Source organism: Streptomyces sp. NPDC052114, assembly GCF_040680155.1.
Lineage (GTDB): Bacteria > Actinomycetota > Actinomycetes > Streptomycetales > Streptomycetaceae > Streptomyces.
In genome coordinates, this window is sequence record NZ_JBFAWC010000002.1 from 383,568 (window position 1) to 398,910 (window position 15,343).

Sequence of the window (15,343 nt, forward strand, 5' to 3'; positions counted from 1 at the left end):
GGACGACGGAGGGTTCTACGTGAAGGTGGGACTGCTCACCCGGGAGTATCCACCGGACGTCTACGGCGGAGCGGGCGTCCATGTCGAGTTCCTCGCGCGGGAGTTGCGCGCCCTCACCGACCTCGACGTGCACTGCTGGGGCGAGGGCGTCGGCGACGGTCTCGTGCGCCACCGGGCGTGGTCCGCGCTCGACGGGGCCAACGACGCGCTGCGCACCTTCTCCGTGGACCTGTCGATGGCCGCCGCCCTCGCCGGCCGCGAACTGGTCCACTCGCACACCTGGTACGCCAACCTCGCGGGCCACGTCGGCAAGCTCCTGCACGGCATCCCGCACGTGATGACCTCGCACTCACTGGAGCCCCTGCGTCCCTGGAAGGCCGAGCAACTCGGCGGCGGATACGCCCTGTCGAGCTGGGCCGAGCGCACCGCCGCCGAGGCCGCCGACGCGGTGATCGCGGTGTCCGGCGCCATGCGCGAGGACATCCTCGCCTGCTACCCGGCCATCGACCCGGCCAAGGTGCACGTCGTCCACAACGGCATCGATACGGAGCTGTACCGCCCCGACCACGACACGGACGTCCTGGCGCGGCTCGGCATCGACCCTCGGCGTCCCTACGTCCTCTTCGTCGGCCGCATCACCCGGCAGAAGGGCGTGCCCCATCTGCTGCGCGCCGCACGGCGGTTGCACCGGGACGTCCAGCTCGTCCTGTGCGCCGGGGCGCCCGACACGCCGGAGATCGACGCCGAGTTCCGCACGCTCTTCGAGGAGCTGAGCCGTACCCGCGCGGGCGTCCAGTGGATCCCCGAGATGCTGCCGCGCCCCCAGGTCGTCCAACTCCTCACCCACGCCGCGGTGTTCGTGTGTCCTTCCGTGTACGAGCCGCTGGGCATCGTCAACCTGGAGGCGATGGCGTGCGGCACGGCGGTCGTCGCCTCGGACGTCGGCGGCATCCCGGAGGTCGTGGGCGACGGGACGACGGGGCTGCTCGTCCCCTACGAGCAGAAGGACCCCGAACGCTTCGAGCACGACCTCGGGGTGCTCCTGAACCGGCTGGCCACCGACCCGGAGCGGGCCGCCGCGATGGGCACGGCCGGACGCTACCGCGCGCTCAGGGAGTTCGGCTGGGACGCGGTCGCCCGGCGCACGGTCGAGGTGTACGAGGAGATCCTGCACGCCGACGAGTAGGAGGCTGGGATGCGCGGTGGACCTTCGGTACTGGGAATCGTGCTCGCCGGGGGCGAGGGGAAGCGATTGCAGCCCCTCACCGCCGACCGGGCCAAACCAGCGGTCACGTTCGGCGGCACCTACCGCCTCGTCGACTTCGTGCTCTCCAACCTCGTCAACGGCGACATCCTGCGCATCTGCGTCCTGACCCAGTACAAGTCGCACTCCCTGGACCGGCACGTGACGAAGACCTGGCGCATGTCGAGCCTGCTCGGCAACTACGTCACGCCCGTGCCCGCCCAGCAGCGCCTGGGCCCGCGCTGGTACCTGGGCAGCGCCGACGCGATCCTGCAGTCCCTGAACCTCGTCCACGACGAACAGCCCGACTACATCGCGGTGTTCGGCGCCGACCACGTCTACCGCATGGACCCGCGCCAGATGCTCCAGCAGCACATCGACAACGGCGCCGCGGTGACCGTCGCCGGCATCAGGGTGCCGCGCTCCGAGGCGTCGTCGTTCGGTGTCATCACGCCCGCGCGGGACGGCACGCGGGTGGAGCGGTTCCTGGAGAAGCCCGCGGATCCGCCCGGACTGCCGGGCTCCCCGAACCAGGTCTTCGCCTCCATGGGCAACTACGTCTTCACCACCAAGACGCTCGTCGACACCCTCCAGCAGGACGCCGAGAACGAGGAGTCGGCGCACGACATGGGCGGCTCCATCCTGCCCATGCTCACCGAGCGCGGCCTCGCCCAGGTGTACGACTTCGACGGCAACCACGTACCCGGCGAGACCCCGCGCGACCACGGCTACTGGCGGGACGTGGGCACCCTGGACTCGTACTACGAAGCCCACATGGACCTGATCTCCGAGCACCCCGTCTTCAACCTGGACAACCGCCGCTGGCCCATCTACACCCACTCCGGCGGTCTGCCGCCCGCCAAGTTCTGCGCGGGCGGCATCGCGAGCGAGTCGATCGTCAGCCCCGGCTGCGTCATCCGGGGCCAGGTCACCCGCTCCGTCCTCTCGCCCGGCGTGACCGTCGAGGAGGGCGCCGTCGTCCAGGGCTCGGTGCTGCACGACAACGTCCGGGTGGGGCGGGGCGCGGTGGTGCGCGGCGCCGTGCTCGACAAGAACGTCGACGTCCCGCCCGGGGCGACGATCGGCGTCAATCCGGAGCGGGACGAGGAGCTGTACACGGTGTCGAAGGGCGGGGTGATCGCCCTGGGCAAGGGGCAGACGGTGCCCCTGTGACGGGTGTTCCGGCGACCGGGTGCGCCGCCGGCACCGCACCGCCCGTGCGCGGGCGCCGTCACAGCACCCGGCGCCTGCGCCCCAGCCAGGTCTGCGCGATCACGACCACCGCCAGGAAGGCGCCGCTGACCACCTGCTGGTAGGCCGAGTCGAGCGAGCCGATCTGGTTGATGACGTTCTGGATCACCTTCAGGAGCAGCACGCCCACCAGCGACCCGCTGATGAAGCCGAACCCGCCGGACAGCAGCGTGCCGCCGATGACGACCGCGGAGATCGCCTCCAGCTCCATGCCGGAGCCGAGGATCGTCACCCCGGAGACCAGCCAGGCGGCGTTGAGCGCCCCCGCGAGCCCCGCGCAGAGCCCCGACACCGTATAGACGGCGATCTTCGTACGGGCCACCGGCGCGCCCATCAGCGCCGCCGCGTCCTCATTGCCGCCGACCGCGTACACGTACTGCCCGAACCGCGTGCGGCGCAGCACGACCGCGCCCGCGACGAACAGCGCGACGGTGATCCACACCGGGGCGCCGACGCCGAGCACCTTGCCCTGGCCGAGCGTCGCGAAGAAGGTGTCCTTGTCGACCAGGTAGGTCGTGGACCCCTCGTCCGTGAGGGACAGGAGGATGCCGCGCGCCCCCAGCATCGCCGCGAGCGTCACGATGAACGGCGCGAGCCGGGAGCGGGCGATCAGCAGGCCGTTGACCAGGCCGATCAGCCCGCACACGGCGAGCGGGAGCAGCAGGGCCACCACCGTGCCGTACCGCGAGCCCCAGGCGGCGAGCACCCCGCCGAGGGCGAACAGCGAGCCCACCGACAGGTCGATGCCGCCGGTGACGATGACGAAGGTCATGCCGAGCGCGACCACCGCGAGGAACGCGGAGGACACCGCCATGTTCTCCAGGTTGTCGGCCGTCAGGAACGTGTCGAAGCCGATCGACGCGGCGGCCACCGCGACCAGCAGGGTCACCAGCGCACCGTGCTGCTGGGCCAGTGCGCTGAGGCGCTCGGAGCGGGAGGGCCCCGCGGTCCGCTCCTGTGGTTCGGTCCGGCTCATGGGCTCCGCCGCGGTCCTCGTGTCGGTGGTCATCGCCTGCCCCTCTCGCGTGCCGCGTAGACCGCGAGGACGATCACCACGGCCTGGGCGATCTGTGTCCACGACGGCGGGAGGTCGTGCTTGATGAGCGTGGCCGTGAGCAGCTGGATCAGGACGGCGCCCGCCACGGTGCCGCCGATGCGGACGCGTCCGCCGCTCAGCGGGGTGCCGCCGACCACCACCGCGGTGATCGCGGAGAGTTCCATCAGCGTGCCGAGCGAGGTGGGGTCGCTGGCGGTCAGGCGCGCGGTCGCGAGGACACCGGCGAGCGCGGCGAGGGCGCCGGAGACGACGTACACCACGATGAGCACGCGGCGCACCGGCAGGCCCGCGAGCAGCGCGGCGGGGCGGCTGTCGCCGATGGCCAGGAGCCGGCGGCCGAACGTGGTGCGCCGCACGACGAAGCCGACGAGCAGCGCGAGCGCCGCCGCGATCAGCGCCGGATAGGGGATGCCGAGCAGGTCCCCGGAGCCGAGCGAGGCCATGGTCGGGTCGCGTACGTCCTTGAGCTGGGGGAGCAGGACCAGGGCCAGGCCCCGGGCCGCGACCATCAGCGCGAGTGTCGCGACGATGGGCTGGACGCCGACGAAGGCGACGAGCGAGCCGTTCGCCGCGCCGACCGCCATGCCGCCGAGCACCGCGACGGCCAGGGCGATCCACATCCCGTAGCCGAGGTAGAGCGACAGGAGCGAGGTGGACAGGGCCATCACCGAGCCGACCGAGAGGTCCACGCCCTCGGTGCCGATGGCGAGCGCCATGCCGAGCGCGACGACGAGGACGGGGGCGACCTGGACGGCCTGGGTGCGGAAGTTCTCCGCGGACAGGAAGTGCGGGGTGAAGGCGATGTTGACGAGCAGGAGGACGGCGACGCCCAGATAGACGCCGTAGTTCTGGAGGAAGCGCAGGATCCGGTCGCGGTCCTGGAGGGCGGCCGGGCGGTCGAGGACTGCGTCTGTCACGGGGAGCTCCGGGGCTGGTGCGGGACGGGTGCGCTCTCGGGGCCGCTCGGGGGGCCGTCGGCGGGTGCGCTCAGGGGGGCGCCCGCCGTCTCGGTCGCCATGGCGCGCAGCAGCCGGTCCTCCGTCACGTCGTCGCCGGTCAGCTCCGCCACCACCGCGCCGTCCTTGAGGACCACCACCCGGTCCGAGCCCTCGATCAGCTCTTCCATGTCCGATGAGATGAGCAGGACCCCGAGGCCGTCCGTCGCCAACTCGTCGATGAGGGACTGCACTTCGGCCTTGGCGCCGATGTCGATGCCGCGGGTGGGCTCGTCGAGGAGGAGGACCTTCGGGTTCATCGCCAGCCAGCGGGCGAGCAGCACCTTCTGCTGATTGCCGCCGGAGAGCTCGCCCACCCTCTGGTGCGGGCTCGACGCCTTGATGCGCAGCCGCTTCATGAAGGTGTCGACGATCGTGTCGATGCGCCGTTCGTCCACCAGGCCGAGGCGGGAGAGCCGGGGCAGCGCGGCCAGGGCGATGTTCTCGCGGACCGAGAGGCCGGGGACGATGCCCTCCGCCTTGCGGTCCTCGGGGAGCAGGCTGATGCCGGCCCGGATGGCGGCCGGTGTGGAGCCGGTGCGGATCGGCGCGCCGGCGAGGACGACCCGCCCGGAGTCGGGCGGCAGCGCGCCCGCGATGGCCTTCGCCGTCTCGCTGCGCCCGGACCCGAGCAGCCCGCCGAGGCCCACCACCTCACCGGGCCGGACGGAGACGGACACCCCGTGCAGCCGGTGGCGGACCGTCAGTTCCTGTGCACTGAGCACCGGTTCGCCCCGCGACGCGTGCTCGCCCGTGAAGCGGGTCAGCCCCTCGTCCTGGACGGTCTCGATCTCCCTGCCCAGCATCAGTGCCACCAGGCGCAGCCGGTCCAGCTCGGCGAGGCGTCCCGTGTGCACGACCTTGCCGTCGCGCAGCACGGTGACGGCGTCGCACACCTCGTACAGCTCGTCGAGGCGGTGGCTGACGTAGATCACCGCGATGCCGCGCTCCCGCAACATGCGGATCACTCCGAACAGGGTGCGTACTTCGCGGGGTTCGAGGGACGAGGTGGGCTCGTCCATCACCACGACGCGCGCGTCGACCGAGACCGCGCGGGCCAGGGCCACCATCTGCTGGGCGCCGACGCCCAGTTCGCGTAGCGGACGGCGCACGTCGACACGGATGCCGAGGCCCCGCAGCGCCTCGTCGGCCTCCCGGTGCATGCGCCCGAAGTCGATCAGGCCGAGGCGTCCGCGCGGCTCGCGGCCCAGGAAGAGATTGCGGGCCACGCTCATCAGGGGGACGAGGTTGACCTCCTGGTAGATGGTGGAGATGCCCGCGTGCTGGGCTTCGAGCGGGGTCGCGAACGACACCCGGCGACCGTCGTACGTCACGTCGCCCGCGTCCGGCCGGTACACCCCCGTCAGGACCTTGATGAGCGTGGACTTGCCCGCGCCGTTCTCGCCGATCAGCGCGTGCACCTCGCCCGCGCGTGCGGTGAAGTCGACCGCGTCCAGGGCGCGCACGCCCGGGAACGTCTTGGTCAAGCCGGATACCGACAGCACGTCAGTACGCCTTGCCGAGGTCCGACTCCGCGTTCTTCTTCGTGTACGCGCTGTCCTTGATGACGATGTCCTGCGCCACCTTCTCGCCCTGGGTGAACCGGTCCAGGGTCTGGAAGGCGAGCGGGCCGAAGCGGGGGTTGGACTCGATGACGCCGTCGATCCAGCCGTCGACGATGCCGCGCACGGCGTTCTTCGTGCCGTCGATCGTCACGATCTTGACGTCGCCGGCCTTCTTGCCCGCGCCCTTGAGGGCGTTGACGGCGCCGAGGCCCATCTCGTCGTTCTCGGCGTAGATCCCGGTGATGTCGGGCTTGGACTGGATGAGCTGCTCGGTGACCTGCTGGCCCTTCTCGCGGGCGAACTCGCCGGTCTGCTTGAAGACGACCTTCAGGTCCGGGGCCTTCTCCTTGATGCGCTCCTCGAAGCCCTTGGTGCGCTCGGTGGTGACGTTGTTGCCCGCGGCGCCGAGCAGGATCGCTATCTTGCCCTTGCCGCCCGTGGTCTCGATCATCCGGTCGGCGGCCCGGCGGCCCTGCTCGACGAAGTCGGAGCCGATGAAGCTCACGTAGTCCTTGCAGGCGGTCGCGTTGATCTTGCGGTCGATGGTGACGATCGGGATGTGCTTGGCGCCCGCCGCGCGCAGCACCGGCTCCCAGCCGTCGGAGTTGAGCGGGGCGATGACGAGGAGGTCGGCGCCCTTGGCGATGAGGTCCTGCACGTCGCTGATCTGCTTGGAGAACTGCGACTGGGCGTTGGCGGTGAGCAGCTTGACGCCCCGCTTCCCGGCCTCGGCCCGGATGGAGGCCGTCTCCGCGATGCGGAACGGGTTGGCCTCCTTCTCGGACTGCGAGAACCCCACGGTCGCCTTCTTCAGGTCCAGCTTCTCGCCGCCGTACGCGTCGATGGCGCAGGTCTTGCCGCTGCCCCCGCCGGAGGAGACCTCCTGTCCGGAGTCGGCCCGGTCCTGCGCGGTGCCGCTGCCACCGGAGGCGTCGTCCTCGGACTTCGCGCATCCTGCGGCGAACACCAGGCTCGCGGCGAGGCCGGCGGCGGCCAGGGTCCTGGCTGAGGTACGGCTGAGGAGTGTGGTCTTCATTGGAGTCCCCAAAACGGCACGGCCCCGGCACTGAGAGCGCTCACGGGAGAGACGGCACTTGCGGTCAACTCGGCGGTACGGGGAGCTTTTTACATCGTTGAAAGAGGGCTGTAAACCCTCCGCGCACTCTTCGACCGCCGGTCGGGGCCGGGGCGCGGGCGGCGCACGCTCAGCGCCGGCCCAGTGTGCTCTCCCGCTCCACCAGCCGGAAGTCCGCGGTCAGTTCGCGTCCGACGGACTGTTCGGGGTGGGCCAGGCTGTGCAGCAGCGACTCGACCGCGAGGCGCGCGATGGCCTGTTTGTCCGGTGCCACCGTGGTGAGCGTGACAGCCCCGAACTGCCCCTCGGCGATGTCGTCGAAACCCACCACCGCCACGTCCCACGGCACGCGCAGACCGCGCTCGTGCAGCACCCGCATCGCGCCGATCGCCACCAGGTCGTTGTACGCGAACACCGCGTCGGGCCGCACCCCCGCGTCCAGCATCCGTGCCATGGCCTTGGCGCCGTCCCAGCGGTCCCAGCCGCCGACCGGGCCCACCAGGCTCTCCGGGGCGGGTATCCCGGCCGCCGCCAGTTCCTCGCGCCAGCCCGAGAGCCGCAGGTGGGCGGGGCGGTTCGCGGAGTCCGTGCGGGCGCCGAGGAAGGCGATGCTGGTGCGGCCGCGGCCGATGAGGTGGCGCACCGCCGTGCGGCTCGCGGCGACGTTGTCGATGGCGATGTGGTCGTAGGGCAGGTCGTACTCGCGCTCGCCGAGCAGCACCAGCGGCACGTCGTCCTCGCGCCCGCGCAGGTCCTCCGACTCCAGCTCCAGCGGGCTGAGGATCAGGCCGTCGATCACCCGCGCCCGGAAGCCCTGGCTGACCAGGACCTCCTGCTCACGGGTGCCGCGGGTGTGGTCGAGCAGGACGGTGAAGTCGTGCTCGGCGGCGGCGTCGATGACGGCGCCCGCGAGTTCGGCGAAGTAGGGGTTGCCGAGTTCGGGGACGGCCAGGGCGATGATGCCGGTGCGGCCCTTCCTGAGGTGGCGCGCCGTCAGGTTCGGGCGGTAGCCGAGCTCGTCGATGGCTTCCTGTACGCGGGCCCGCATCGCCGGGGTGACGTGCTGATAGTTGTTCACCACGTTCGAGACGGTCTTGATCGAGACGCCCGCACGCTCCGCGACGTCCTTGAGGCTTACCCGCACTGCATCTCCCTGCGTCGGTGGCCGCCCCGGTCGCCCGGGGGCGTTTGTCATGGCCCTGGACAGCGCGCCGGGGGGCGTGCTGTCATGCCAACTGCCGTTCCTTCCAACGTTGTACAGATTCGTTGTACAGACTGCAGCGACGTGCCGCCACCCTTCCTCACCAAGGAGGATCCGTGCGCCTCAGACGACATCCCGGAAGCGCCAAGAGCCCCGGAAGCTCCAGAAGCACCGTGAGCACCACGAGTCCGGCAAGCACCCCGAGCCTCGAAGGGCCCCGCCGCCCTCGCCGTCCCCGCCACCCCGGACGCATCGGCAGGCGCCTGGCCCTGCTGCTCGCGGCGGCCCTCGGCGTCGCCGGCCTGACCTCGGTCCCCGCCGCGACCGCCGTCGACGACCCTGTCGAGATCCACGGGCTCAAGGGGGAGTACTACACCCAGTCCGCCCCCGGAGCCTTCGACTTCGACGAGCTCAAGGCCACCGGACTCGACCCGAACATCGACTTCGGCAACCTGGAGTCGCGCCTGAAGGCCACCACCGGACAGGCCGACGACGTCAGCGTCCGCTGGACCGGCAGCGTCGTGCCCGAGAAGAGCGGCGCCACCACCTTCTCGATGATCGGAGACAACGGCTTCCGCCTCTGGGTCGACGGCAGGCTCGCCATCGACCACTGGCAGGACGACTGGGACAAGGAACAGACCTCCGCACCAGTCGAGTTGGAGGCCGGCAAGGCCTACGACATCAAGGTCGAGTACTTCGAGCACTACGGCGGATCCAACCTGCGGCTGAGGTGGACGCCGCCGGGCGGCGAGAAGAAGGCCGTCCCGCGCACCGCCCTGCGCATCCCCGCGGACTTCGACTACGACGGTGCCGTCGACGCCACCGTCCTGAAGGACGGCCGCAGCCTCAAGCTGGACTTCGCCCAGCGCCTCGGCGCCCCGCCGGCCGGCCTCGCCGACCACCTCGACGCCGTCATCGGCGGCGCCACGTGGCCCCTGGGCACGGTCAAGGCCGACCCCGCGGACGACCGCAGCCTGCTCGTCGCCCTGAAGGAACCCGTCGTCGGCAAGAAGGGCGGTGACGCGCCCGGCCTCGCCGACATCCGCTACGACGGCAAGGGCGGTCTGAGCGGCACGGACGGCAAGGCCGTCGGACAGTTCTGGACGAGCGGCCCCAACCACTCCGAGTACCAGCTGCGCACCAAGTGGGCCGACGACGTCACGCCCGGCAACGCGCACCGCGAGTACCCCCGGCCGCAGCTCAAGCGCACCGACTGGCAGAACCTCAACGGTTCCTGGCAGTTCGCCGCGGCCAAGGCCGGCGAGAAGCCGCCGGTCGGCAAGAACCTCGCGGAGAAGATCCTGGTGCCCTACCCGGTGGAGTCCCAGCTCTCCGGCGTCGAGCGGCACGAGGACCGCATGTGGTACCGCCGCACCTTCACCGTCCCCAAGGACTGGCGGATCGGCCACGGCAAGCGGCTCAACCTGAACTTCGGCGCCGTCGACTGGCAGGCCGAGGTGTACGTCAACGGCACGAAGGTCACCGAACACAAGGGCGGCTACGACAAGTTCGGCGCCGACGTCACCGACGCGCTGAAGCCCGGCCGCACCCAGGAGCTGATCGTCGGCGTGTACGACCCGACGGACGCGCAGAACGGCGAGAACCCGCCCGTCGGCAAGCAGCGCCTCGACCCCAGCGGCATCTGGTACACCCCGTCCTCCGGCATCTGGCAGACCGTGTGGATGGAGCCGGTGGCCGCCGACCACGCGGACTCCCTCAAGATCACGCCGGACGTGCCCGGCAAGCGGGTCACCGTCGAGGCGCGCGGAGTGCGCGACGGGGTGCCGGTCACGGCCGCCGCGTACGCGGGCCGCAAGAAGGTCGCCGAGGTCAGCGGGCGCACCGGGCAACCGCTCGAACTCAAGATCTCGGACCCGCGGCTGTGGTCGCCGGACGACCCGTTCCTCTACGACCTCACGGTGCGGGTCGGCGACGACCGCGTCACCAGCTACTTCGGGATGCGCTCGATCGCCGTCGAGAAGGTGAACGGCACCCCGCGCACGGTCCTCAACGGCAAGCCCGTCTTCCTGATGGCCACGCTCGACCAGGGCTTCTGGCCGGACGGCCTGCACACCGCGCCGAGCGACGAGGCCCTCGCGTACGACCTGAAGATGCACAAGGCGATGGGCTTCAACTCCGTGCGCAAGCACATCAAGGTCGAGCCCGACCGCTGGTTCTACTGGGCCGACCGCCTCGGGCTGCTCGTCTGGCAGGACATGCCGGCGATGGAGGCGGGCCGCACCCCGGACGCCGCCGCCCGCGCCCAGTACGAGCGCGAGATGAAGCAGATGATCGACGAGCACGCGAGCAGCCCGTCGATCGTCATGTGGGTCACCTTCAACGAGGGCTGGGGCCAGTACGACGTGGGCCGCGTCGCCGAGCAGGCGAAGTCCTGGGACCCGACCCGGCTGGTCAACAACATGTCCGGGCTCAACCTGGGTGCCGACGGACGGGCCGGCGACATCATGGACGAGCACGGCTACCCGAGCCCGGCCCTGCCACCGCGCCCCGACGGCGAACGCGCCCTGGTGAGCGGCGAGTACGGCGGTCTCGGACTCGCGGTGCCCGGCCACGCCTGGGCGGTGCAGCAGAGTTACGTCGACGTGGACCCGGCGACGTATACGGACGACTACATCGCCAAGCTGGACGAGGTGCGGGCCCTTGCCTGCAAGGGCAACAACGGCGCCGTCTACACCCAGATCACCGATGTGGAGGGCGAGTTGAACGGTCTGCTCACCTATGACCGCAAGGTCGTCAAGCCGGACGTGCAGCGGGTGAGGGCGGCGCACGAGGCGCTGATCCGCGACGCGTCGCAGGCCACGGTGCCGGGCTGCGCGCGCTCCTGAGCCACGGGGTCTCCGGCCCGCCGCCCGGCGGGCCGGAGACCCCCGCGCGTACCGCGCCCCCTGATCCGCCGGCTGCCGCACGCCCCTTGACGGGTACGCGCCGGCGACCGAAGAATGATCGCGAAGCGGTCTCTGACAACGTTGTCCAAGGCTCTCGCGGAGGGCCCCCGAGGAGGCGTTCCCACCCATGAGATGGACCCAACGGCTGCGCGGCGCGGGGACGGTGGCGGCGGTGGCCGCGCTCCTCGGCGGCGGGCTCGCCCTTCCCCCGGCCCAGGCGGACGCCCCGCGCTCCGCCGGCCCCCTCACCGACCTGGTCAATCCGTTCATCGGCACCGAGAACGAGGGCAACACCTATCCCGGCGCGGCCGTCCCCTTCGGCATGGTGCAGTTCTCGCCCGACACCGGGCACAACACCGGCTACGACCACTCCGACACCCACATCCGCGGCTTCTCCGCCGTCCACCTCTCGGGCGTCGGCTGCGGGCTCGGCGGCGATCTGCCCGTGCTGCCCACGACGGGCGACGTGACGGAGACCGACTACGCCAAGTACGCGGCCGAATTCAGCCACGACGACGAGAGCGCGAGCCCCGGCCGCTACCGGGTCGGACTCAAGGGCGGCATCGAGGCGGAGCTGACGGCGACGAAGCGCACCGGCGTTCAGCGCTACACCTTCCCCGCCACGGCCAAGGCCAACGTCCTCCTCAACGCGGGCCAGTCGCTGCACAGGACCGTGCGGACGAAGGTCGAGATCCTCGACAGCCGCACCGTACGCACCTCGATCACCGGCCGCGGCTTCTGCCAGGACACCGAGCCGTATACGGTCCACACGATCACCCGCTTCGACCGGCCCTTCACGGCGTCGGGCACCTGGAAGGGCGGCACGGTCACCGAGGGCGCGAAGGAGACGTCGGCGGGGGAGGAGCGCACCGGCGCCTTCGTCCGCTTCGACACGAAGAAGGACCGTACCGTCGAGGCCACCACCGCGCTCTCCTACGTCGACGCCGACGGCGCGGCCCGCAACCTCCGTGCGGAGGGCGGCCGTTCGTACGACCGGGTGGCGGCCGCCGCGCGCGACGCGTGGGAGGACCGGCTGGACGACGTGCGGGTGCGCGGCGGCAGCGAGACCGTGCGGCGCACCTTCTACTCGTCCCTGTACCGCTCGTTCCTCGCGCCGAACATCGGCAGCGACGTCGACGGGCGGTACACCGGCTGGGACCAGAAGACCCACCGGGCCAAGGGGTTCACGTACTACCAGAACTGGTCGCTGTGGGACACCTACCGCACCCAGGCCCAGCTCCTCGCCCTCCTCGCGCCGCGCGAGTCCCGCGACATGGCGCTCTCCGTCCTCAGGATCGACGAGGAGAGCGGCTGGCTGCCCAAGTGGGGCCACGGCACGGTCGAGACGAACATCATGACCGGCGACCCGGTCACGCCGTTCCTCACCAACGCCTATCAGCAGGGCCTGCTCAAGGGGCACGAGGAACAGGCCTACCGCGCGCTGAAGAAGAACGCCGACGGGGTGCCGCCCGCCGATTCCGCGCCGGTCGGGCGCGAGGCCAACAAGGAGTACCTGGCCGAGGGCTTCGCCCCGTACGTCAAGGGACGCCCGCACGCCAAGCCCGGCGACTCCGACTACGACCACGGCGCCTCCGCGACGCTCGAATACGCCCTCTCGGACGCGATGCTCGGCCGGATGGCGCGCGACCTCGGCCACGAGGCGGACGCGAAGCGCTACGCGGCGCGGGCGCAGAACTACCGCAGGATCTTCGACGGTTCGACCGGCTTCTTCCGCGCCAGGGACGCCTCGGGGGCCTTCACCGGGCCCGCCGATCCGGCCAAGAGCGAGGGCTTCCACGAGGGGACGTCCTGGCAGTACCAGTGGCTCGTCCCGCAGGACCTGCCCGGCATGGTCGGCCTGATCGGCGGCAAGAAGGCCGCGACCGAGCGGCTCGACTCCTTCTTCGCGTACGAACAGCTCCTGAAGGACCCCGCGAAGACCGCCCGCGAGGTGTGGGTGAACGGCCCCTACGACTACTACAACGCCGACAAGTACAACCCCCAGAACGAGCCGGACCTCATCGCCCCGTACACCTACCTCTCTACGGGCGAGCCGTGGAAGACCACGGACGTGGTGCACGCCGCGCTCACCCTCTTCACGGACACCCCGACCGGCATGACCGGGAACGACGACCTCGGCACGATGTCCGCCTGGAACGTGCTGTCCTCCATCGGCGTCTTCCCGGTGCAGCCGGGCACCGACACCTGGGGCCTGTCCACGCCCGTCTTCGACCGCGTGGACCTGCGCCTGGACCGCCGCTACTACCCGCGCGGCGCGCTGACCGTGCGGGCGCCGGGCACCTCGGCCGAGAAGCGGTACATCCAGTCGGCGCGTGTGGACGGCGTCGGCCGGGACGCGACGTACCTCACCACCGACGACATCCGCGACGCCCGCGAACTCTCCTTCACGGTCGGCGAGAAGCCGTCCGGCTGGGGAACGTCGGAAGGGACCGCGCCGCCGCCCCTCACCTGACGCCGGTGGTTCGCTTCTGCACCACATGAGCCACTCAGGACCCGCCACTCACGGAGTGGCGGGTCTTCATCTGTTGTTAACTCAGCGTAGCTTGATCGTACTTGACCGTAGTTGCTCTCGGCGGTTGACTTCTCGTTCGCCATCCCCTGCATCGTCCTCGACGCGAGAGCGATCCCCTTGACTACTTCGTCTCCTGACACCTCTGACCTGCTCGCCCCTCTCGATCTGGCCTTCTGGAACATGGAGACCGCCGAACACCCCATGCATCTGGGGGCGCTCGGCGTCTTCGAGGCCGACGGTCCGCACGCGGCGCAGCGCGCCACCGGGCTCCTCGCGGCCCGCGCGGACGCCGTCCCGGGGCTTCGCATGCGCATACGTTCCGTCTGGCTCCCGGTCGGCGGATCGACGCGTGTGCCCGTGTCCGCCTTCGACCCGCTGGAGCACGTGCGGCTCGCGGAGCCCGTCACGGACTTCCACGCCGCTGCGGGCGAGCTCATGCGGCGGCAGCTGGACCGCGACCGGCCGCCGTGGGAGGCCCACGTGCTGCCGGGCGCCGACGGCACGTCCTTCGCGGTGCTGTTCAAGTTCCACCACGCCCTCGCCGACGGGCTGCGCGCGCTGACCCTCGGGGCCGCCCTGCTCGACCCCGCCGACCTGCCCCCCTCCCGCCCGCGCCCGCCCGCGCCCGCCGTCTCCCGCTGGGCCCTCGCCGACCCGCGCCGGCTGCCCGGACTCGTCCGCGGCACCGCCGCCGAGGTGGGCCAGGTCCTCGGCATCGGCACCTCCGTGGCCCGCGCGACGCTCGGGGCGCGCTCCTGCGACGCGCTCACCTCGTCGGCCACCGGCACCCGCCGCACCGCCGGTGTCGTCCTCGACCTGGACGACGTCCACCAGGTGCGCAAGGCGGTCGGCGGCACCGTGAACGACGTGCTGATCGCCGTGGTCGCCGGGGCCCTGCGCCGCTGGCTCGACGAGCGCGGGGACTGCAGCGAGGGCGTCGAGCCGCGCGCCCTGGTGCCCGTCTCGCGGCGCCGCCCCCGCTCCGCGCAGCCGCCGGGCAACCGGCTCTCCGGCTATCTGGTGCGCCTCCCGGTCAGCGACGAGGACCCGCTGGTCAGGCTGCGCCGCGTGCGCACGGCCATGGACCGCAACAAGGAGGCGGGCCCCGAGCGCGGCGCGGGCGCCGTGGCGCTCCTCGCCGAGCACGTGCCGCCGCTCGGGCACCGGCTCGGCGGCCCCCTCCTCGCCCAGGCCGCCCGGCTGCTCTTCGACGTCCTCGTCACCAGCGTCCCGCTGCCCGGGATCGCGCTGCGGCTCGGCGGCTGCCGGCTCGCCGAGGTCTACCCCTTCGCGCCGCTGGCCCAGGGCCAGTCGCTGGCCGTCGCCGTCTCCACGTACCGGGGCCAGGTGCACTTCGGGCTGATCGCGGACGCCGCCGCCGTACCCGATCTGGAGCTGCTCGCGCAGAGCGTGCTGGAGGAGGCCGACGAGCTCGTGGCGGTGTGCGCGAACGGCGCGGGTTTGGTGGCGGGGCCCGGCCTTTCGTAAAGTTGGGCTTTTGGAGCTCTCGCGGACCA

At 71.4% G+C, this 15,343-nt stretch carries 10 protein-coding genes; 5 read left to right on the forward strand and 5 right to left on the reverse strand.

Annotated features, from left to right (window positions below):
- Positions 1-19: 19 nt before the first annotated feature.
- Complete coding sequence (glgA, locus tag AB0L89_RS05655) at positions 20-1,186, forward strand: glycogen synthase (protein ID WP_365134798.1); 1,167 nt, start codon at positions 20-22, stop codon at positions 1,184-1,186.
- 9 nt (positions 1,187-1,195) lie between these two features.
- Positions 1,196-2,416 carry a glucose-1-phosphate adenylyltransferase gene (gene glgC, locus AB0L89_RS05660; RefSeq protein WP_365134801.1) on the forward strand — a complete coding sequence of 407 codons (1,221 nt, stop codon included), beginning with the start codon at positions 1,196-1,198 and terminating at the stop codon, positions 2,414-2,416.
- Positions 2,417-2,474: 58 nt separating this feature from the next.
- Here the strand turns inward: glgC and AB0L89_RS05665 are convergent, their stop codons facing one another.
- From AB0L89_RS05665 to AB0L89_RS05685, 5 genes are all read right to left on the reverse strand, one after another.
- Positions 2,475-3,503, reverse strand: a complete 1,029-nt coding sequence (locus AB0L89_RS05665) for an ABC transporter permease (RefSeq protein ID WP_365134804.1) — start codon at positions 3,501-3,503, stop codon at positions 2,475-2,477.
- Positions 3,500-4,417 (reverse strand): ABC transporter permease, encoded by a 918-nt coding sequence (locus tag AB0L89_RS05670; RefSeq protein WP_365135577.1) that lies wholly within the window; start codon positions 4,415-4,417, stop codon positions 3,500-3,502. Before AB0L89_RS05670 ends, AB0L89_RS05665 begins: the two co-directional genes overlap by 4 nt.
- A gap of 47 nt (positions 4,418-4,464) precedes the next feature.
- Positions 4,465-6,051, reverse strand: a complete 1,587-nt coding sequence (locus tag AB0L89_RS05675) for a sugar ABC transporter ATP-binding protein (RefSeq protein WP_365134808.1) — start codon at positions 6,049-6,051, stop codon at positions 4,465-4,467.
- A 1-nt stretch (position 6,052) separates the two neighbouring features.
- A complete protein-coding gene (locus AB0L89_RS05680) occupies positions 6,053-7,147 on the reverse strand; it encodes an ABC transporter substrate-binding protein (RefSeq protein WP_365134811.1) in 1,095 nt (364 codons plus the stop codon).
- 169 nt (positions 7,148-7,316) lie between these two features.
- Positions 7,317-8,330 carry a LacI family DNA-binding transcriptional regulator gene (locus tag AB0L89_RS05685; protein WP_365134814.1) on the reverse strand — a complete coding sequence of 338 codons (1,014 nt, stop codon included), beginning with the start codon at positions 8,328-8,330 and terminating at the stop codon, positions 7,317-7,319.
- A 308-nt stretch (positions 8,331-8,638) separates the two neighbouring features.
- Here AB0L89_RS05685 and AB0L89_RS05690 point away from each other — a divergent pair, with 308 nt between their 5' ends.
- From AB0L89_RS05690 to AB0L89_RS05700, 3 genes are all read left to right on the forward strand, one after another.
- Entirely contained in the window at positions 8,639-11,233 is a 2,595-nt protein-coding gene (locus AB0L89_RS05690; RefSeq protein ID WP_365135580.1) for a PA14 domain-containing protein, read from the forward strand.
- 187 nt (positions 11,234-11,420) lie between these two features.
- Entirely contained in the window at positions 11,421-13,766 is a 2,346-nt protein-coding gene (locus tag AB0L89_RS05695) for a GH92 family glycosyl hydrolase (RefSeq protein ID WP_365134817.1), read from the forward strand.
- 177 nt (positions 13,767-13,943) lie between these two features.
- Complete coding sequence (locus AB0L89_RS05700) at positions 13,944-15,314, forward strand: wax ester/triacylglycerol synthase family O-acyltransferase (RefSeq protein ID WP_365134820.1); 1,371 nt, start codon at positions 13,944-13,946, stop codon at positions 15,312-15,314.
- The last annotated feature ends 29 nt before the right edge of the window (positions 15,315-15,343 follow it).

Bases quoted from the DNA above. Each gene is read 5' to 3' on its own strand.
- glgC (WP_365134801.1), top strand. From the start codon at position 1,196: ATGCGCGGTGGACCTTCGGTACTGGGAATCGTGCTCGCCGGGGGCGAG.
- AB0L89_RS05665 (WP_365134804.1), bottom strand. From the start codon at position 3,503: ATGACCACCGACACGAGGACCGCGGCGGAGCCCATGAGCCGGACCGAA.
- AB0L89_RS05680 (WP_365134811.1), bottom strand. From the start codon at position 7,147: ATGAAGACCACACTCCTCAGCCGTACCTCAGCCAGGACCCTGGCCGCC.
- AB0L89_RS05695 (WP_365134817.1), top strand. From the start codon at position 11,421: ATGAGATGGACCCAACGGCTGCGCGGCGCGGGGACGGTGGCGGCGGTG.